The 18909-nt window shown below is 63.7% G+C and carries 22 protein-coding genes; 10 read left to right on the top strand and 12 right to left on the bottom strand.

What is annotated here, in order from left to right:
* Window positions 1–214 precede the first annotated feature (214 nt).
* The 3 genes from rho to hemE form a co-directional block, all read right to left on the bottom strand.
* Window positions 215–1480: a transcription termination factor Rho gene (rho, locus tag RFM40_RS29225; protein WP_320278716.1), complete on the bottom strand. Its 1266-nt coding sequence runs from the start codon at window positions 1478–1480 to the stop codon at window positions 215–217.
* Between the two features lie 166 nt (window positions 1481–1646).
* Entirely contained in the window at window positions 1647–2183 is a 537-nt protein-coding gene (gene hemJ, locus RFM40_RS29220; protein ID WP_320278715.1) for a protoporphyrinogen oxidase HemJ, read from the bottom strand.
* On the bottom strand, window positions 2180–3208 hold the full coding sequence (gene hemE, locus RFM40_RS29215; RefSeq protein ID WP_320278714.1) for a uroporphyrinogen decarboxylase: 1029 nt from the start codon (window positions 3206–3208) through the stop codon (window positions 2180–2182). Before hemE ends, hemJ begins: the two co-directional genes overlap by 4 nt.
* A gap of 494 nt (window positions 3209–3702) precedes the next feature.
* Here hemE and RFM40_RS29210 point away from each other — a divergent pair, with 494 nt between their 5' ends.
* The 5 genes from RFM40_RS29210 (at window position 3703) to dnaQ (ending at window position 7617) form a co-directional block, all read left to right on the top strand.
* The gene (locus RFM40_RS29210) at window positions 3703–4524 is read left to right on the top strand and encodes a pyruvate, water dikinase regulatory protein (protein ID WP_320223596.1); all 822 of its coding nucleotides are present in this window, start codon (window positions 3703–3705) and stop codon (window positions 4522–4524) included.
* 247 nt (window positions 4525–4771) lie between these two features.
* Window positions 4772–5371 carry a Maf-like protein gene (locus RFM40_RS29205; RefSeq protein WP_320278713.1) on the top strand — a complete coding sequence of 200 codons (600 nt, stop codon included), beginning with the start codon at window positions 4772–4774 and terminating at the stop codon, window positions 5369–5371.
* Complete coding sequence (locus RFM40_RS29200) at window positions 5364–6197, top strand: shikimate dehydrogenase (RefSeq protein WP_320278712.1); 834 nt, start codon at window positions 5364–5366, stop codon at window positions 6195–6197. Before RFM40_RS29205 ends, RFM40_RS29200 begins: the two co-directional genes overlap by 8 nt.
* A 16-nt stretch (window positions 6198–6213) precedes the next feature.
* Window positions 6214–6804, top strand: coding sequence for a dephospho-CoA kinase (gene coaE, locus RFM40_RS29195; RefSeq protein WP_320278717.1), 591 nt, complete (start codon window positions 6214–6216; stop codon window positions 6802–6804).
* Between the two features lie 105 nt (window positions 6805–6909).
* A complete protein-coding gene (dnaQ, locus tag RFM40_RS29190) occupies window positions 6910–7617 on the top strand; it encodes a DNA polymerase III subunit epsilon (protein ID WP_320223599.1) in 708 nt (235 codons plus the stop codon).
* Window positions 7618–7920: 303 nt separating this feature from the next.
* On the opposite strand, the gene secB is transcribed toward dnaQ, so the two are convergent.
* Together secB and RFM40_RS29180 are read right to left on the bottom strand one after the other, a co-directional pair.
* Window positions 7921–8421 carry a protein-export chaperone SecB gene (gene secB, locus RFM40_RS29185; RefSeq protein WP_059189571.1) on the bottom strand — a complete coding sequence of 167 codons (501 nt, stop codon included), beginning with the start codon at window positions 8419–8421 and terminating at the stop codon, window positions 7921–7923.
* A 234-nt stretch (window positions 8422–8655) separates the two neighbouring features.
* Entirely contained in the window at window positions 8656–9153 is a 498-nt protein-coding gene (locus tag RFM40_RS29180; protein ID WP_320278711.1) for an FxsA family protein, read from the bottom strand.
* A 213-nt stretch (window positions 9154–9366) separates the two neighbouring features.
* Here RFM40_RS29180 and RFM40_RS29175 point away from each other — a divergent pair, with 213 nt between their 5' ends.
* Genes RFM40_RS29175 through RFM40_RS29160 form a run of 4 tightly spaced genes read left to right on the top strand, consistent with a single transcriptional unit; the run spans window position 9367 to window position 12130 of the window.
* Window positions 9367–10074 (top strand): Tim44/TimA family putative adaptor protein, encoded by a 708-nt coding sequence (locus RFM40_RS29175; RefSeq protein WP_320223601.1) that lies wholly within the window; start codon window positions 9367–9369, stop codon window positions 10072–10074.
* A gap of 22 nt (window positions 10075–10096) precedes the next feature.
* Entirely contained in the window at window positions 10097–11203 is a 1107-nt protein-coding gene (gene mltA / locus RFM40_RS29170) for a murein transglycosylase A (RefSeq protein ID WP_320273099.1), read from the top strand.
* Window positions 11200–11736, top strand: coding sequence for a Smr/MutS family protein (locus RFM40_RS29165; RefSeq protein WP_320273098.1), 537 nt, complete (start codon window positions 11200–11202; stop codon window positions 11734–11736). The genes mltA and RFM40_RS29165 overlap by 4 nt, the downstream gene beginning before the upstream one ends.
* A gap of 25 nt (window positions 11737–11761) precedes the next feature.
* Window positions 11762–12130 (top strand): helix-turn-helix domain-containing protein, encoded by a 369-nt coding sequence (locus tag RFM40_RS29160; RefSeq protein WP_320223604.1) that lies wholly within the window; start codon window positions 11762–11764, stop codon window positions 12128–12130.
* A 260-nt stretch (window positions 12131–12390) separates the two neighbouring features.
* On the opposite strand, the gene RFM40_RS29155 is transcribed toward RFM40_RS29160, so the two are convergent.
* The 3 genes from RFM40_RS29155 to RFM40_RS29145 form a co-directional block, all read right to left on the bottom strand.
* The gene (locus tag RFM40_RS29155; RefSeq protein ID WP_320278710.1) at window positions 12391–13008 is read right to left on the bottom strand and encodes a transglutaminase-like cysteine peptidase; all 618 of its coding nucleotides are present in this window, start codon (window positions 13006–13008) and stop codon (window positions 12391–12393) included.
* 486 nt (window positions 13009–13494) lie between these two features.
* Window positions 13495–14772, bottom strand: a complete 1278-nt coding sequence (locus RFM40_RS29150) for a polyhydroxyalkanoate depolymerase (RefSeq protein WP_320278709.1) — start codon at window positions 14770–14772, stop codon at window positions 13495–13497.
* Between the two features lie 255 nt (window positions 14773–15027).
* Window positions 15028–15390 (bottom strand): septal ring lytic transglycosylase RlpA family protein, encoded by a 363-nt coding sequence (locus RFM40_RS29145; protein WP_292304736.1) that lies wholly within the window; start codon window positions 15388–15390, stop codon window positions 15028–15030.
* 307 nt (window positions 15391–15697) lie between these two features.
* On the opposite strand from RFM40_RS29145, the gene RFM40_RS29140 reads away from it, so the two are divergent.
* A complete protein-coding gene (locus RFM40_RS29140; protein WP_320278708.1) occupies window positions 15698–15883 on the top strand; it encodes a hypothetical protein in 186 nt (61 codons plus the stop codon).
* 101 nt (window positions 15884–15984) lie between these two features.
* Here RFM40_RS29140 and RFM40_RS29135 read toward each other — a convergent pair whose 3' ends face one another.
* The 4 genes from RFM40_RS29135 to RFM40_RS29120 all read right to left on the bottom strand — a co-directional run bounded on the left by RFM40_RS29135 (window position 15985) and on the right by RFM40_RS29120 (window position 18834).
* A complete protein-coding gene (locus tag RFM40_RS29135; protein ID WP_320229662.1) occupies window positions 15985–16914 on the bottom strand; it encodes a TauD/TfdA dioxygenase family protein in 930 nt (309 codons plus the stop codon).
* Between the two features lie 68 nt (window positions 16915–16982).
* Complete coding sequence (locus RFM40_RS29130) at window positions 16983–17168, bottom strand: hypothetical protein (protein WP_320229647.1); 186 nt, start codon at window positions 17166–17168, stop codon at window positions 16983–16985.
* 20 nt (window positions 17169–17188) lie between these two features.
* Window positions 17189–18049 (bottom strand): ABC transporter permease subunit, encoded by an 861-nt coding sequence (locus tag RFM40_RS29125; RefSeq protein ID WP_320229648.1) that lies wholly within the window; start codon window positions 18047–18049, stop codon window positions 17189–17191.
* A complete protein-coding gene (locus RFM40_RS29120; RefSeq protein WP_320229649.1) occupies window positions 18046–18834 on the bottom strand; it encodes a taurine ABC transporter ATP-binding protein in 789 nt (262 codons plus the stop codon). The genes RFM40_RS29125 and RFM40_RS29120 overlap by 4 nt, the downstream gene beginning before the upstream one ends.
* Window positions 18835–18909 lie beyond the last annotated feature (75 nt).

Here is an 18909-nt window from a genome sequence, read left to right as displayed (position 1 = left end):
GAAGCAAATGTGTGCGCACACTAGCCCCTTGTGGGAGAAGGTGGATCGGCGCGCATCGCCGAGACGGTTGAGGGGTGCTGGAAGAAATGAGGCGTCGGCGTTCCCTGGAACACCCCTCATCCGTCCGAGCTTCGCTCGGCCACCTTCTCCCACAAGGGGAGAAGGGAGAGCACACCGCAAGCCGACCCTCCCCACAAGGGGGAGGGTAACCCGATCACGTATTCATCGAATCGAAGAAATCAGCGTTGGTCTTGGTCTGCTTGAGCTTGTCGATGAGGAACTCGATCGCGTCGGTCGTTCCCATCGGCGCTAGGATGCGGCGCAGCACGAAGATCTTCTGCAGGTCCGCGCGCGACACCAGAAGGTCTTCCTTGCGGGTGCCGGACTTGAGGATGTCCATCGCCGGATAGATGCGCTTGTCGGCCACCTTGCGGTCGAGCTGGATTTCGCAGTTGCCGGTGCCCTTGAACTCTTCGAAGATGACTTCGTCCATGCGGCTGCCGGTATCGATCAGCGCGGTCGCGATGATGGTGAGCGAGCCACCTTCCTCGATGTTGCGGGCGGCACCGAAGAAGCGCTTCGGGCGCTGCAGCGCGTTGGCATCGACACCGCCGGTCAGCACCTTGCCGGACGACGGCACGACGGTGTTGTAGGCGCGGCCGAGGCGTGTGATCGAATCCAGGAGGATCACGACGTCACGGCCATGCTCGACCAGGCGCTTGGCCTTCTCGATCACCATTTCGGCGACCTGCACGTGGCGGGCCGCCGGCTCGTCGAAGGTCGAGGAGATCACCTCGCCCTTCACCGAGCGCTGCATGTCGGTCACTTCCTCCGGACGCTCGTCGATCAGAAGCACGATCAGATAGCATTCCGGATGGTTGGCGGTGATCGAGTGGGCAATGTTCTGCATAAGAACCGTCTTGCCGGTACGCGGCTGCGCGTTGATCAACGCGCGCTGTCCCTTGCCGATCGGCGCGACCAGATCGATCACGCGCGGTGAGATGTCCTTGCTGGTCGAATTCTCGATCTCCATCTTCAGCCGCGAGGTCGGATAGAGCGGCGTCAGATTGTCGAAGTGAATCTTGTGCCGGATCTTTTCGGGATCGTCGAAATTGATGGTATTGACCTTGAGCAGCGCGAAGTAGCGCTCGCCCTCTTTCGGGCTGCGGATCGGCCCTTCGACCGTGTCGCCGGTCTTCAGCGAAAACCGCCTGATCTGCGACGGCGAAATATAGATGTCGTCGGGACCTGGCAGGTAGTTGGCATTGGCCGAGCGCAGGAAGCCGAAACCGTCCTGCAGCACCTCGACAACGCCGTCGCCGATGATCTCGATGTCCTGGGCGGCGAGCTTCTTCAGGATCGCGAACATCAGCTCCTGCTTGCGCATGACGCTGGCGTTCTCGACCTCGAGCGATTCGGCATAAGCGATCAGCTCTGGGGGCTTCTTGTTCTTGAACTCGGTGAGTTTCATTTCTTGCATTAGATAGACTCTGGGTAGGCTTTGGGGAGAAAAATCGGCTGGATGCGATAAATGCCGGGCGCGGCCGAAAGCGAGAAATGGGGCGGCGCATGACGGGAAGGAAGACCCGTCTTTTATCGTCGGTCGCCTGAAAGAGCAAGCCGCCTTTTGCGTGGTCGTTTGAGGCTCAGAACGGCTTCACAATGACCAGGATGACGATGACGATCATCAGCAATGTGGGGATTTCATTGACCATCCGCCAGTGCCTGGCCGGCTTTTCGTTCTTGTCCTCGGCAAATTTCCGCACCGCGCCGGCGAGATAGCCATGCAGGCCTGAAAGCAGGAGCACGGCGAGGATCTTGGCGTGCAGCCAGCCGCCCTGGAATCCAAAGCCTTTCCAGGCGAGCCAAAGCCCGAATACCCAGGTCACGATCATCGCCGGATTGATGATCGCTCTCAACAGTCGCCGCTCCATCACCTTGAAGGTCTCGGATTGCACCGAACCCTTCTCGGCGTCGACGTGGTAGACGAGGAGCCGCGGCAGATAGAGCATGCCGGCCATCCAGGAGATGACGGCAATCACATGGATCGCCTTCGCCCAAGGATAAAAACTGTCGGGCGCTACGAAGAAGAGCAGCGTCGTCAGCACGACCAACGCGGCGATGCCGATCGTCATGCGCTTCATCGCCGGGCCGATGCTGTTCTCGTTGCTCGCGCCGGTCATCGGCGGCTCCTCACCATTTTCACCATGGCCTCGACATGCGCCACCGGCGTTTCCGGCGTGATGCCATGGCCGAGATTGAAGATCAGCGGCCCGTCGCCCAGCATGCGAAGGATGGCGTCGACGCCATCGGCCAGCGCCTTGCCGCCGGCGACCAGCCGCAGTGGATCGAGATTGCCCTGCACCGCGCCTTCGCGTTGCAGCTCCCGCGCCATCGACAACGGCACCGTCCAGTCGAGGCCGAGGCCGGTGGTCCCGGTCTTCCTCCTGTAGTCGCGATAGCGCTCGCCGGCGCCTTTCGGAAATCCGATCACCGGCACGTCGGGATGAACCGCCTTCACCTGCCGGACGATATCGGCCACCGGCTCGACGCAGAACGCTTCAAAAGAAGGCTCGTCCAGAACGCCCGACCAGGAATCGAAAATCTGTACCACATCGGCGCCAGCCTCGATCTGGCGGATGAGATAAGCGGCCGAATGATCGGCCAGTATCTTCAAAAGCCGCGCGAAGGCCTCCGGCTCGCGATAGGCAAAGAGCCGCGCCGGCCCCTGGTCCGGCGTGCCGTGGCCGGCAATCATATAGGTCGCCACCGTCCAGGGCGCGCCGCAGAAGCCGATCAGCGTCGTTTCATCCGGCAGTTTCGCGCGCAACCGGCGAACGGTCTCGTAGACCGGTTCGAGATTCACGTGAAACGTTTCCCTGTTCAGGGCCGCAATCTCCCTCGCCGCGATCGGCTTCAGGATCGGTCCGTGTCCCTCTTCGAAGCGAACCTCCCGCCCCAGCGCGTTGGGCACCACGAGGATGTCGGAGAACAGGATGGAAGCATCGAAGCCGAAGCGTTCTATCGGCTGCAGCGTCACTTCGACGGCAAGGTCGGGATCGTAGCAGAGATCGAGGAAGGATCCGGCCCGCTTCCGGGTCTGGCGGTACTCCGGAAGATAGCGGCCTGCCTGGCGCATGATCCAGAGCGGCGGCGGTGAAACCGTCTCGCCCTTGAGGACGTCCAGCATGATCCGTTTCCCAGCCATCCAGCGCTCGCCCTCTCTACAGCGCCGCGCGTCCTAAGACGCGCAAAGGACGCTGTAGCACTTGTCATCTGGCGCATGATCCTTTCCGAACCTCCGGTTCGGGGTCATGCGCTGTCTCTTAAATCAAATATCTATTTTAAAAGAGTCTTCTGATTCTAAGAGTCTGTTGGTTGTGGTGGTTGCGACCTGTCCAGCTTGCCGCTCGAAAAGGCCAGTCAGCATATTGTCGCGCAGCCTCGTTCGCAAATTGGAGGGATCTGGGGAAGAACCGGATTCAGGCTTTCGAGTCAAAAGCTTGGCTTCCTGGCTCCGGGCTTCGCGCTGTGGACGATATCGGCCAAGAAATGTTGATCCCCGGTTTTGTCCCCAGCGCCCCGACAAAGCCTACAGCAGGGCGAATTGTGGACAAGGTGCCATCTGATACAGTCGCTTTCACCGGATCGGCTTTTTCATCCAGCCTTGTCCACAACAGCCCACAGCCTGGAACCGCGCTTGTGAACAAACCCCAGAGCTTCTTTCATCTGCATCTGATTTCCGACGCCACCGGCGAGACGCTGCTGGCGGCCGGCCGCGCGGCGTCCGCCCAATACAAGGACGCGCGCGCCATCGAGCATATCTATCCGTTGATCCGCACGGAAAAGCAGGTGGCCAAGGTGTTCGAGGACATCGAGGAGGAACCAGGCATAATTCTCTACACCGTCGTCGACCAGAAGCTGGCGCGCAGCATCGACGAACGCTGCGCCGCCATGGGCCTGCCCTGCGTTTCGGTGCTGGAGCCGGTGCTCAGCGTCTTCCAGTCCTATCTGGGCACGCCGGCCGGCCGGCGCGTCGGCGCCCAGCATGTGCTCGACGCCGAATATTTCCGCCGCATCGATGCGCTGAATTTCACCATGGAGCATGACGACGGCCAGCTGCCGGCCAATATGGACGATGCCGACATCGTGCTGATCGGCATCTCGCGCACGTCGAAGACGCCGACCAGCATCTATCTCGCCAATCGCGGCATCAAGACCGCCAACATTCCGATCGTGCTCGGCGTGCCGCTGCCGGAAAGCCTGATTAACGCCAAGACGCCGCTGATCGTCGGCCTGGTCGCCACCGCCGAGCGCATCTCGCATGTCCGCCAGAACCGCATCCTCGGCAACACCGCACCCTATGTATCAACCGACTATATCGACCGCGCCGCGATCAACGAGGAGCTTGCCTATGCGCGCCAGCTCTGCACCAGGCATGGCTGGCCGATGATCGACGTCAGCCGCCGCTCGATCGAGGAAACGGCGGCGGCCATCGTTGCCCTGCGCGGAAAGACGCGATAGGGCAGGCGGTATAAGTGAGCACTCCGTCCAACACCCCTCATCCGACCGAGCTTCGCTCGGCCACCTTCTCCCACAAGGGGAGAAGGAAGAACGTGGCGCCAGCGTCCCGCAGATATCACCAGGTGGCGATTTGCAGAGGCGTCGGCGCAGGACTTTCCTTCTCCCCTTGTGGGAGAAGGTGGCTCGGCGCGCAGCGCCGAGACGGATGAGGGGTGCTGGACGGATCGCAACCGTTGGGTGAACCAGCATGGCCGAGAAAATCATCCTCGCTTCGGGCAGCCCGTTCCGCAAGGCGATGCTCGTCAATGCCGGGCTCGACATCGAAGCGGTGCCGGCGGAAGTCGACGAGCGCGCGCTCGAGGCGCCGTTGCAGGACAGCGGCGTGTCTCCCGAGGATGTCGCTTCGATCTTGGCCGAGGCCAAGGCGACCGAGGTCAGCGAGCGCAGACCGGGCGCGCTGGTGCTGGGCTGCGACCAGACGCTGTCGCTCGGCGACGAGATTTTTCATAAGCCCGCCGACATGGAAGGCGCGCGGAGGCATCTTCTGGCTTTGTCGGGCAAGACCCATCAGCTGAACAGCGCCGCCGTGCTTTGCCGCGATGGCGAGGTGCTGTGGCGCCATGTCGGGGTCGCCAGCCTCACCATGCGCAAGCTCGATCCCGCCTTCATCGGCCGGCATCTGGCGCGCGTCGGCGCCAAGGCGCTTTCCAGCGTCGGCGCCTATCAGATCGAGGGCGAAGGCATCCAGCTCTTCGAAAAAATCGAGGGTGATTATTTTACGATAGTCGGCCTGCCGCTTTTGCCGGTGCTGGGGGAACTGCGCACATTGGGAGCGATCGATGGTTGAAAAAAAGGCCTTCGTCGCTGGACATCCGATCGCGCATTCGCGCTCGCCGAAGATCCATGGCCATTGGCTGGCGAAATACGGCATCGACGGCAACTACCAGGCGATCGATGTCGCGCCGGAGGATTTCGCGGCGTTCCTGAAATCGCTGGCCGAGAAGGGCTATCGCGGCGGCAATGTCACGATCCCGCACAAGGAATCTGCTTTCGCCGGAGTAGCCCGCCGCGACCATGCGGCCGATGAAATCGGCGCCGTCAATACGCTGTGGTTTGAGGATGGCGTTCTCTGGGGCGGCAATACGGACGGCTACGGCTTTGCCGCCAACCTCGATGACCATGCACCGGGTTGGACGAAAAACGGCCCGGCCGTGGTGCTGGGAGCAGGCGGCGCTTCCCGCGCGGTGATCCATGCGCTGAAAGAACGTGGGATCAAGGATATCCGCGTTGTCAATCGAACGCTCGCGAGAGCCGAGGAACTCGGCCACCACTTTGGCGCCGGGGTTTCCGCGCATGGCGCCGGCGCGGTCGGCGAATTGCTTGCCGATGCCGGCCTGCTCATCAACACCACCGCGCTCGGCATGCATGGCAACGAAACCCTCGCCGCCGATCCGGCCGGTCTGCCCGGCCACGCCATCGTCACCGACATCGTCTATGTGCCGCTGGAAACGCCGCTTCTGGCAGCGGCGAGCGCCCGCGGCCTGAAGACGGTCGACGGCCTCGGCATGCTGCTGCATCAGGCGGTGCCCGGTTTCGAGCGCTGGTTCGGCAAGCGGCCGGAAGTGACGCCGGAATTGCGGCGTATGATCGTCGCCGACATCGAAGCCCATTGAGATGACGGGCAAAGCCATGATCGTGCTCGGCCTCACCGGATCGATCGGCATGGGTAAGTCGACCACGGCAAAGATGTTCACTGATGCCGGCGTGCCGGTGCATGATTCCGACGAGACGGTGCACCGGCTCTATTCAGGCAAAGCCGCGCCTTTGGTCGAAGCGGCGTTTCCCGGCACGACAAAAGCGGGCGTGGTCGATCGCGCCAGGCTGGCCGAAAAGGTGCTGGGCGATTCCGCCGCGCTGAAGAAGCTGGAGGCGATCATCCACCCTCTGGTGCGCGCCGACGCCGATGCATTTCTTGCCGGGCATCGCGCCGCCGGCGCACCGATCGCCGTGCTCGATATCCCGCTCTTGTTCGAAACCGGCGGCCGCAACCGCGTCGACAAGGTGGTGGTCGTCACCGCGCCCGCCGATATCCAGCGCGCCCGCGTGCTGGCGCGGCCCGGCATGAGCGAGGAAAAGCTCGCCGCTATCCTCGCCAAGCAGGTGCCGGACGCCGAAAAACGCCGCCAAGCCGACTTCATCGTCGACACCGGCCAGGGTTTCGACGCAGCGCGCCGGGCCGTCGAAGCCATCGTCGGTGAATTGACGGGGGATAAGAATTGACGGGGATAAGTCGGGCAAGGACGCTTCCTGACGCCTGTTGTCAGCAGTCCCCATTGCCATTTTGTTCTGGTTTGTGATTCTGCTCGTTGGAGCGGACTGATTCGAATGCGTGAGATCATCTTCGATACGGAAACCACCGGCCTCGATTTGCGCGACGATCGCATCATCGAGCTCGGCGGCGTCGAGCTGGTCAACCGCTTCCCGACCGGCCGCACCTTCCACAAATTCATCAATCCGCAAGGCCGCGCCATCCATGCCGAGGCGCAGGCCGTGCACGGCATCAGCGCCGCCGACCTGGTCGGCAAGCCGACCTTCACGGAAGTCGTGGAGGAGTGGCTGGCCTTCACCGATGGCGCCAAGCTGATCGCCCACAACGCCACCTTCGATATCGGCTTCCTCAACCTCGAATTCAGCCGGCTCGGCCATCCGGCCATCGATATCGGCCGCGTCGTCGACACGCTGGCGCTGGCGCGCCGCAAGCATCCGATGGGCCCGAATTCGCTGGACGCGCTCTGCCGGCGCTACGGCATCGACAACACCCGCCGCACCAAGCACGGCGCGTTGCTCGACTCCGAATTGCTGGCCGAGGTCTATATCGAGCTCATCGGCGGCAAGCAGGCAGCCCTTATCCTCGATGCCGTGGCGGTGCAGGTGAACGGCGCCGGCGAGGTGGCCGACATCGATATCTCGATCGGCGCAAGGCCGATCGCCCTGCCGCCGCGCCTCACCGAGGCGGATCGGTCGGCGCACGCCGGGCTGGTCGCAACGCTGGGTGAAAAGGCGCTGTGGCTGAAGGTGGCGGCCGCAGGTTGAGCGGCCGTCTCTGGCGCCACGTCGGGAGATTAGCCGAAACGCTCATGACGTCGTCATACTCGGGCTTGACCCGAGTATCCATGCCGTGACCTCTGTCGTAGAGTGCAACGGTGCGGAATTCTGTAACCGTTGCAACGCCTTAGCGTAACGGCATGGATCCTAGGGTCTGCGCGCGTCGCTTCGCTCCTTGCTCCGCCCTAGGATGACGACCGAGCTGTCGTAGCGGCAAGTCGCCAAGGTCGGAGGCAACAAAAAAAAGCCCGGCACGCGGCCGGGCTCTTCGTTCTACGGCGCCGAACCGCCTCAGCTCACCTGCACCTTGCTCGCCGCCTGGTCCTCGGCGATGCGCTGCTGGAACATCTGCGCGAAATCGATCGGGTCGAGCATCAGCGGCGGGAAGCCGCCGTTGCGGGTGGCGTCCGCGATGATCTGGCGGGCGAAGGGGAACAGAAGCCGCGGGCATTCGATGAACAGGATCGGCAGCATGTGCTCCTGCGGGAAGCCGCTGATGGCGAAGACGCCGCCATAGACCAGCTCGACATTGAACAGCACTTCCTGGTCGAAGGAGGCCTTGGCGTTCAAGGTCAGGTTGACGTCGAACTGCTTGTCCGAGAGCGGGTTGGCGTTGACGTTGACATTGATGGCGATGCCCGGAGCCTTGTCGCGGCCGCGCAGCGAGTTCGGCGCGCCGGGACTTTCGAAGGACAGGTCCTTCACATATTGGGCAAGCACGTTGAGCGAGGGCTGTGCCTGGTTGCCGTTGCCGTTGGCGGCGCCTGCCGCGGCGTCATCGTTGCTGGCCATGAGCCTTTGTCCTTTTGCCTCGGCAGCATTGCTGACCGGATTGAAATCGGGGGGTTCGCTACCACGCTCGGCAGGACAAGACAAGTTTTGCCGCCTTTATGCATGTCGCCCAAAACTGCGTGGCGGTTTTGGGATAACGACATGCATCAGGCAAACTGCATGTCGCCCAAAACTGGCGCAGCGATTCCGGGGCAATGACACGCATTGGATAGAGGACCGGCCCCGGATTCAGACCTAGTCGTCTTTCAGCCGCCGCCAAGGGGAATTGTGGTCCGGCCCGCGCTTATAATCGTCGCCGCGCGAATAATCGCTGTCGTCGAGATCGATCACCTTGTCGCGGCCGCGGGCGCGAAAGCCGCCGCTGAAGCTCGTCGCCATCACGATGCGGTTCTTGAGCAGCCGCCAGGCCAGATCGCGCACCGGCGGCAGGAGAAGCAGAATGGCGAAAATGTCGGTGATGAAGCCCGGAATGATCAAAAGGATCGCCGCCAGCACGATCATTGCGCCATGCGCAAGCTGGCGGCTGGGGTCGCGTCCCGCATCCATTTCCGCCCGCACCCGCGCCAACACCCCAAAACCCTGGTGCCGAAGCAGCAGGCTGCCGGCAATCGTCGAGAGAATAACCAGCCCGACCGTCGCCAAAGCGCCAACTTCGCGGCCGACGATGACGAAGCCGGCGATTTCCAGCAGCGGCAGCAGGAGCAGGAACAACGGGAACAGTGAAACGCGCAAGTCTTGACCGATCGCTTTCTTGTTTTGCGGGCCCGCGGGCAATCGCCGCTGGCACTGGGGCCATTAGATAGGTATGGCTGCCTTTGATTTGAATGATTGCGCCCGCCGTTCTATATGCTTTGGGTGTTGAATGCTATGCGACCGCCGCCATTGTGAGACTCCGGGTGAGGCTCTGGTGGTCCGGCCAGGACAGGGATCGAATTGGCGGAAGATATGGGTTTCTTCGACTTCGGCACGATTTTCTTCTTGATTGCGGCGGTTGTGATCTTTTTCCAGCTGCGCAACGTGCTTGGGCGTCGCACCGGAAACGAGCGCCCGCCCTTCGATCCCTATTCGGCAAGCCGCACGCGCGAGCAGGACGCGGCGCAGAAATCCGAGAATGTGGTGTCGCTGCCGCGCAAGCGCATGCCGGGCGAGACGGCGGCCGAGACCTATGCCGCGATCGACGCCTTCGCCAAGCCCGACAGCGATCTCAACAAGGGCCTGCGCGCGATCAAGGACAACGATCCGTCCTTCGACCCAAAAACCTTCGTCGACGGCGCCAAGATGGCCTATGAGATGATCGTCATGGCCTTTGCCGACGGCGACCGCAAGACGCTGAAGAACCTGTTGTCGCGCGAGGTCTATGACAGCTTCGTCGCCGCGATCGGCGAGCGCGAGGCGAAATCGGAAAAGATCCAGTCTTCCTTCGTCGGCATCGACAAGGTCGACGTCGTCGCCGCCGAGATGAAGGGCACCGAAGCGCATATCACGCTGCGCATCGTCAGCGAGCTGATTTCGGCGACCCGCGACAAGGTCGGCGCCGTGATCGACGGCGATCCTGAGAAGGTCGCCGAGGTCAAGGATGTCTGGACCTTCTTCCGCGATACCCGCTCGCGCGATCCAAACTGGAAGCTCGTCGCCACGGAAGAAGAAGACTAGATTCAGGCGGCGGGGCTCGGTCGTGCCGCTCTCTTCCACATTCAGCGAAAAAACCTTCGGCGACCTGCCCGGCTGGGCCGAGGATAATCACCTTACGGCCTTCGCGGCCTTTAAACGGTCCGCCCTCCATGTGCTGACCAAGCCTTATCGCACGGGTGCGCTCGGCGTTGATTTCAACGCCTTTGCCGAGGCCTATGCCGAAGCGCGCTCCGTTTCGCCGGCGAATCGGTTGGAGGCGCGGTCCTTCTTCGAGCGCCATTTCGTTCCCGCTTTGGTGGCGGCGGAAAACGGCGGCGCCGGCCTCGTCACCGGCTTCTATGAGCCAGAGGTCGAGGCCTCGCAGGTCAAGACGGAGTGGTTCGTCGTGCCGCTGCTTTCCCGCCCCGCCGACCTGATCGACATCGACGAGAAAAATCGTCCCGCCGGTATGGATCCCTATCTCGCCTTCGCGCGCGAGACCCCGGCAGGTCCGGTCGAATATTTCGATCGCGGCGCAATCGAGCGCGGCGCGCTCTCCGGCCGCAAGCTTGAGATCGCCTGGGTCGCCGACAAGGTCGATGCCTTCTTCATCCATGTGCAGGGCGCGGCACGGCTGAAGATGACGGACGGCCGGCTCTGCCGCGTCACCTACGCCGCCAAATCCGGCCAGCGCTTCACCGGCCCCGGCAAGATCTTGAGCGAGCTCGGCGAAATTCCGCTGGAAAAAGTGACGATGCAGTCGATCCGCGCCTGGTTCAAGGCGCATCCGGATCGCGTCGACGAGATCCTCTGGCAGAACCGCTCCTACATCTTCTTCCGTGAAGCACCGGTCGAGGATGCAGAACTTGGACCCATCGCCGCCGCCAAGGTGCCGCTGACTCCTGGTCGCTCTGTCGCCGTCGACCGGCTGCTGCACACGTTCGGCACGCCTTTTTATATCGATGCGCCGACGCTCACTGCCTTCGAGCAAAAACCGTTCCGGCGGCTGATGATCGCGCAGGACACCGGCTCGGCCATCACCGGATCCGCGCGGGGCGACCTCTTCGCGGGCTCGGGTGACGCCGCAGGCGAAATCGCCGGCGTCGTCCGCAACGCCGCCGATTTCCATGCGCTGATCCCGCGCGGGCTGGTCGACAGGAGGCGTCGATGATCCGCCGCGACGACGAGCTCAGCGAGGACGACCGCATCCTCTGGAACCTGGTGGCGCGGTCGACGCGGCCCCTGAAAGGCAAGTTGAAAGGCAAGGCCGCGGTCGAGATCCCCGACATCGTCGAGCCCAAGCCCCAGCCGGCACCCGCGCCGGTCAACGGTGTTGAGGCCGCCGCCGCGAAACCGAAGGCCCAGCATGTCTCGCATTCGCTGGACGACCAGACGCATGAGAAGCTGAAAAAAGGCCGGCTGCCGATCGAGGGCCGCGTCGACCTGCACGGCATGACGCAGGACGAGGCCTATTCTCTGCTGCTCACCTTCCTGCACCGCGCGCATGCCGGCGGCATCCGCTATGTGCTGGTCATCACCGGCAAGGGCTCGTCCTCCGGCGGCGACGGCATCTTGCGGCGCTCGGTGCCGCATTGGCTGTCGACGCCGGCCTTCCGCCATCTGGTCTCCAGCCACGATCATGCCGCCCGCAACCATGGCGGCTCAGGCGCGCTCTATATTCGCCTCAGGCGGACACGCGCATGAGGGTGCCGGCCATGAGGACGCAACAGTGACCCCGTTCGGTGAAAGGCTGCGGGCGCTGCGCGCCGAGCGCGGCGTCAGCCAGAAGGCGATGGCGCAGGCGATCGGCGTCAGCGCCGCCTATCTGTCGGCGCTGGAGCATGGCCGCCGCGGCGCCCCGACCTGGACGCTGATCCAGAAGATCATCGGCTATTTCAACATCATCTGGGACGATGCCGAGGATCTCGCCCGCCTTGCCGAAAATTCGCATCCAAGGGTCAGGATCGACACGTCCGGCCTGTCGCCCGCCGCGACCGAGCTGGCGAATCTCCTGGCCGAGAGCATCGAGAAGCTGGACGAAGCGGAGCTTCGCCGTCTTAGCGCATCAATACGAGCGGCGTTGGGTCGGCGCGGCTAACAAGCGGCAATCGGCAACGTCGGCGCCGCCCCTCATCTGGCTGCCGCCCTTCTCCCCGTAGAACGGGGAGAAGGGCGCTGTCGCCGATGATTTCGCCAATCGCCGACGTTGCAGGAAGGAGCGCCAGCATTGCGGCCAGCCTCTTTCTCCGCGTTCACGGGGAGAAATGCCCGGCAGAGCAGTGAGGGGCAGCGCCGACGTCCCGCGAACTGGCGAATACGATGAAGCTGCCTTTGCGCCGCGTAAGCCGAGCCTGAAGCCTACTGCACCGACCCCACCAGCACCTGCTGGCCGTCGCGGATCGAGACCCAGCGGCCGGTGTTGTCGATCGCCTGCCGCTTGAGGTAGCGGTAGCCGGTCGCGTCCCAGGCTTTGACCTTGTCGGTCAGGTTGTCGAGGACGTAGTCGCCCTTGTCGGTACGCACCGTCAGCACCGAATGGCCTTCGCCGTCGGGCTTGCGCACGACGGTGATCAGAAGATCGGCGAGCGACATGCCCATGCGGTAGAGCTGGCGCCGCTTCTCCAGCACATAGTCCTCGCAATCGCCATAGCCGTTGTCCGGAAAGGTCCAGACCTCGTCCTTGCCGTAATTGTCGAGGTCGCTCAACGGCTTGACGGCGGCGTTGACCCTGGCGGTCACGTTGGCCAGCTTGCGCCAGAGCCCGTCGGTCATCTTGGCCGGCGCGAGGTTGGCCGGGCGAATGTTGCATTCGTTCGGGTGCGACCTGCAGAAATCATAATGTCCGATCGGCTGCGAGGTCAGGCCGCCTGTCGTCATGGCGCCCGCCGCCCATGCCGGCACCGCCCAATGGGCCGAGATCGCCAGCCCTGCGACTGCACACAAACGCAGCATCCGCGCCATCGGTGAGGAGTTCATTGTCCCCCGTGTCCACCCTGTTCTTTTATTAACGAAACGTTAAAGGGGATTTACAGTCCGTGTCAATTAGAGACAACGGCTAGTTTGACGGCATGGTTACCTGCGCGATCCTGACAGCGGCACTTTCGCAACAGCAGCGGCGGCAAACGCCGGAAGCCGCCGGCCGTCCGCTTCCGTAAATCAGCGCAGACGCTGGGGATTAGCTGAAGCCTCCCCAACCTCGTCATCCCAGGGCGGCGCAGGAGCGAAGCTCCGTCGCGGAGACCCTGGGATCCATTCCGTTACCTTGATCGAAGCGAGCGGCGGAGCAGAATTCTGCACCGCTGCACCGCTCATGTGTAACGGAATGGATCCTTGGGTCTACGCGGTACGCTTCGCTTCCCGCTCCGCCCAAGGATGACGACGGGATGGCGTCTCGGCCAACGGCCAAGGTATGCGACCTGCCAGCGCAAACATAGCCGCCGAGCAAGCGTTTCGGCGCCTGGCTCAGCTCTTGGCGGAGCGGACCAGCTTCGGCTTCGCGGCCACCCGGGTCTGGCGGCCATAGCTGATGATGAAGTCGACGATCCGCGGCACGATCTCGGAGCGGAACCGCGAGCCGTTGAAGACGCCATAGTGGCCGACGGCCGGCTGCAGGTAGTGGGCTTGCCTGTCGGCCGGGATGTTCACGCAAAGGTCGTGCGCGGCCTGGGTCTGGCCGAGGCCGGAAATGTCGTCGTTCTCGCCCTCGACAGTAAACAGCGCGACGTTGCGGATGGCGCTCGGATCGACGGCCTCGCCGCGATGCTTCATCTCGCCTTTCGGCAAGGCGTGCCGCACGAACACCGTGTCGACGGTCTGCAGGTAGAATTCCGCCGTCAGGTCCATTACCGCCAGATATTCGTCGTAGAAATCGCGGTGCTTCTCGGCGCTGTCGCCGTCATTCTTCACAAGGTGCATGAAGAAGTCCTTGTGGGCGATGATGTGGCGGTCGAGATTCATGCTCATGAAGCCCGAAAGCTGCAGGAAGCCGGGATAGACCTCGCGGCCGAAGCCCGGCACCGGCCACGGCGCCTGCATGATGACGTTGTCGCGGAACCAGTCGATGCCCTTTTCCTCGGCCAGAAGATTGACCGCGGTCGGATTGCGGCGGGTGTCGATCGGGCCGCCCATCAGCGTCATGGTCGACGGCACGAAAGGATCGCCGCGCTTTTCCATCAGCGCCACCGCCGCCAGCACCGGCACCGAAGGCTGGCACACGCCCATCACATGGGTGTCCGGACCCAGCGCGTGGAACATGTCGATGACATAGTCGATATAATCGTCGAGATCGAAGCTGCCCTTCGACAGCGGCACCATGCGGGCGTCGACCCAGTCGGTGATGTGCACGTCGGCGTGAGGAAGCATCGCCTCGACCGTGCCGCGCAGCAGCGTCGCGTAGTGGCCGGACATCGGCGCCACGATCAGCAGCTTCGGATCGGGCTTGCGCCCGGCGGGAAGAGAACGCTCGAAGCGGATGAGGTTGCAGAACGGCTTCGACCAGACGGTTCTTTCGGTGACGTCGACGGTCTTCCAGTCGACCACCGTCTTGGTCAGGCCGAATTCCGGTTTGCCGTAGCGGCGCGTCGTTCGTTCGAAGAGTTCGGCGGCCGCCGCGACCGAGCGGCCGAGCGGCGTGTGCGAGATTGGATTGAGCGGGTTGGAGTAGAAGAACCGCACCGCGTCGGCGTAGAGGCGGGCGGGCTGCAGCGCCGCATGGTTCAATTCGTAGAGCTGGTAGAACATCGGGAACCCCGCTGCTGCCTGACGACCAAAGGGCCGACGAGCAGCGCCGAGCCTCGAATGTCTCGCAGCGAGGTTAGCAAGATATTGTTGCGATGCAACACGTCACTTGGCGTGACGAATGCTGCTTTCGTCTAAACTGTTGAAAACCGGCGTCTACCGGTAGAGCCGGCTCACTGTGCGGTGCCGAAATATGTAGGAAATGTGTCCGGCCCCCTCTGCCGGACACTCAGACCATGATCATGGTCCAAGGAAAACTCAGACCCGCGCCATGCAGACCGCGGTGTGGCCCGAGCCGATGAAGCCGAGCTGGCTGGCGGCGCCGCGGGAGAGGTCGAGCACGCGGCCCCTGACGAACGGTCCGCGATCGTTGATGCGCACGACGACGCTGCGGCCGTTGTTCTTGTTGGTGACCCTGAGCTTGGTGCCGAACGGCAAGGAGCGGTGGGCTGCGGTCAGCGCGGCGGGGTTCATGCGCTCGCCGGAAGCTGTTCTCGAATGCAGCGCGTACCAGGAGGCGCGGCCGCATTGCGCGGCGGCCGAGGAGGCGGTCGAGGCGCCAGCCATCAGGCCAGCCGCGATCGTTACCGCGACAAGCGCGGTGCGGTTGGTTTTCTTCATCTTTTAGGGGTGGGCTCCGTTTATAGACAACCTGCCGTATGTGCCGAATGAGGCGGGAAATGCGGCAGCGATCTGGCGGTTCCATGGCAAATGCACACGTTTGGAGTCGCCGCGAAACAGTTTGTCATGACATTTCCAGTGTGCACGGGCGTACTCTTTGTGATGATCGCGCCGATTTGCGGGAAGTCTTGAGTAGGATCGGCCCTCAGTCCGCAAGTAGAAGAGGGAGCGACTGCCTCGCTTCCTTACTCTCTTTTGTTGCGTCCTCATTCTGGTGGAAAATCGACTTTCCGGGGGGATTTTTCTGATGCGACTGATCAGGAATTTGCTGGCGCTGCTCGTGCTGGCGATCGGCGTGCTGTGGTCGCTGCAGGGCCTCGGGCTGATCCAGGGCAGCTTCATGACCGGCCAGAGGCAGTGGCTCTATATCGGGCTCATCACCATGCTGGTCGGCCTGCTCGGCCTCCGCTGGGCGAACCGCTTCCGCATCTGACCGGCCAAGCCTGCCGCTCCGCCGGTCGGGTTGGAACTGCCAATCCGCTCTGGAGATCGGCAGGGGCCGCGCGTCCGGTCGGACGAACGGCGCCCAGAACGTCAAGCGGCCTTTGCCGCCGGCTTGGCCGTCTTGGCGTGGGTCACGCTGTGGCGTCCGTCGACGCTGACCGGCACATCGCCGTCGACGGTGGCGCGGCGCACGATCCGATGCTGGTCGCCATAGTCGTTCACCGCGTAATGCTGGGTGGCTCGATTGTCCCAGATCGCGACGTCGCCGGCCTGCCAGCGCCAGCGCACGGTGTTCTCAGGCGTCGTCACATAGCTTTGGAACAGCTCGTAGAGTTTTGCGGAGTCGCTCCTCGACAGGCCGACGAAGCGCTGGACGAAGTTGCCCAAAAGCAGCGAACGCTCCCCGGTTTCCGGATGCACGCGCACCACGGGGTGCTCGGTTTCGTAGACGGTCGAGGTGAACACCTCCTCGAAATGTTTCCGTTCCTCTGCCGAAGCGCGAGGCCGCACGGCGGCGTAGTCATAGGCATTGCTATGAATGGCCCAGAGATTGTCCGCCAACAGTTTGAGCGCTGCCGGCAGGCTTTCATAGGCGGCATGCGTGTTGGACCAGATGGTATCGCCTCCGGCCGCCGGAATGACGACCCCGCGCAGGACGGAGAATTTCGGGTAGGCGTCCACGAATGTGACGTCCGTGTGCCACTGGTCGGCGCGGCCGCCGCCGCGGCTCGAATCCAGGTTGAGGATCGAGGCGGTGCCCGCCACCGGCCCTTGGGTGGGATGCGGCACAAGATCGCCCAGGCGCCGAGCGAACAGTTCATGCTCGGAATCGTCGAGATGGTCCTGGCCGCGGAAGAAGACGACCTTGTGCTTCAAGAGAAGCTGATTGATCGACGCTATGGTAGCGTCCGACAGGTTTGCGCCGAGGCGGATGCCTCTGATCTCCGCCCCGACCCGGGCGGTCAGCGGAAGGACATCGGTCGCTGGAATGATCTGGTCGACAACGGATGGGTTGTTCATAGCGGACGGGTTGCTCATGGGAATCTCCTGGTTGCTTGCGGAGGGAGGGGGAGGTCTGCGCAGGCTGATCACTGCGACCAGTACTGCCAGGCCCAGTAGAAACTCTCGTCACGCGGCGGCAGGCGGTCGCGCTCGGAATCCAGCCGCACCGGCGCCGGCGATTTCGGCCTGTCCTGCTGCGTCTCGGGCTCTTTTGTCCTGGCAAGCAGCCAGTTGCCGACCTCAGCGAAAAGCACCGCGGTGGAATGCGTCATCGTCATTCTCCTTGTTTCGCTCAATCCTTGCCCGCCCATGGCACCAGCGTCCGCTCGACCCTGCGGATGACGAACTCCAGCGCGAAGGCGATCGTCGCGATCACCAGGATGCCCATCACCACCACGTCGGTGACCAGGAACTGGGCCGCCGACTGGATCATGAAGCCGAGCCCGCGCGTCGCGGCCACCAGCTCGGCCGCCACCAGCGTCGACCAACCGGCGCCGAGCGCGATGCGCAGGCCGGTGAGGATCGAGGGCAGCGCGCTGGGCAGCACGACATGGCGCACGACTTGCCCGCGCGTCGCGCCCAGCGAACGCGCCGCATCGATGCGCTCGCGCGAGACGCCGCGCACGCCGGCGGCGGTCGACAGCGCCACCGGCGCCAGCATGGCAATCGAAATCACCAGGATCTTCGACGGTTCGCCGATGCCGAACCAGATGACGATCAGCGGCAGGTAGGCGAGCGGTGGGAGCGGCCTCAGGAATTCGAGCAGCGGATCGAACACGCCGCGCCCGATCCTGCTGATGCCGATGGCGAGCCCGACCGGAACGCCGACGGCGATCGCCACGATCAGCGCGGCGAACACCCGCCAGAGGCTCGCGGCAATGTGCTGGAGAAGCGTCGCATCGACGAAACCGTCGCTGGCGACCACGACGAACTTCGTCCAGACGGCGACGGGCGAGGGCAGGAAGACCGGTGACACCAGCTTTAGTTCGGCCGATAGCGCCCATGCCGCCAAAAGCGCGAGAATGGTGAGAGCGCTGATCAGGTGCGCCGAAACGCCGGAGCGTTTCGGCCGCGGCCGCGACCACGGCACCGATAGCCTGTCATTCTCGCCAGTCTTGGCAGCCGGGCGCTCCGTATAGCTGATGACGCTCATGCCGCCTCTCCCTCGAAGATCGCATCGGTCAGATCCGCGCGGGCCGCGGCAAAGGCTGGATCCGCCTTGATCGCGCGGATCGGCTCGCCGGCCGCGTAGCGGCGGCCGAAATGCGTTTCGAAGGTCCGCACCACACGGCCGGGTCCCGGCGCCAGCACGACGATGCGGGTGGCGAGCACCAGTGCTTCCTCGATGCCATGCGTGACCATCAGCACGCCGACTTGGGCAGCCGCCCACAGATCGAGCAGCGTCGTCTGCATGCGCTCGCGCGTCAGCGCGTCGAGCGCGCCGAGCGGCTCGTCGAGCAGAAGGAATTCCGGCTCGGCGGCCAAAGCGCGGGCAAGGCCGACGCGCTGGCGCATGCCGCCGGAAAGCTCCCATATGCGCTTGTCGCCGGCATCGTCGAGTTTGACCAGCTTGAGCAATTCATCGGCGCGGCGCGCCCGCTTGTCGGCCGGTACGCCGCGCAGCCTGAGCGCGAAAGCGACGTTTTCGCGCGCGGTCAGCCAGGGAAACAGCGCATCATTCTGGAAGACGACGACGCGGTCCGGCCCCGGCGCGGTGATCGGCCGGCCACCGATCGTGGCCCCGCCGCGCGCCGGTTCCACCAGTCCGGCGGCAACGTTGAGCAGCGAGGTCTTGCCGCAGCCCGAGCGGCCGACCAGCACGACGAAATCACCCCTACCGGAATCGCTTTTGCCGACGTCGAGCGAGACGCGTTCGACCGCCGGCGCGGCCTGGCGGTCATAGTGGACGGTGACCTTGTCTAGGGTGAGATGCGGCATTGGGTTCGAGCCTCCGTACCGGGTCGAAGGGGTGCCTGCCCCGAAGCCGCTCCTCGTCAGCGGTCCCGGGACAGG

The organism is Mesorhizobium captivum, from assembly GCF_033977165.1.
Taxonomy (GTDB): Bacteria; Pseudomonadota; Alphaproteobacteria; order Rhizobiales; family Rhizobiaceae; genus Mesorhizobium; species Mesorhizobium captivum.
Note: the sequence above shows the minus strand (reverse complement) of the source record. Positions and strands in the feature narration are given on the sequence as shown.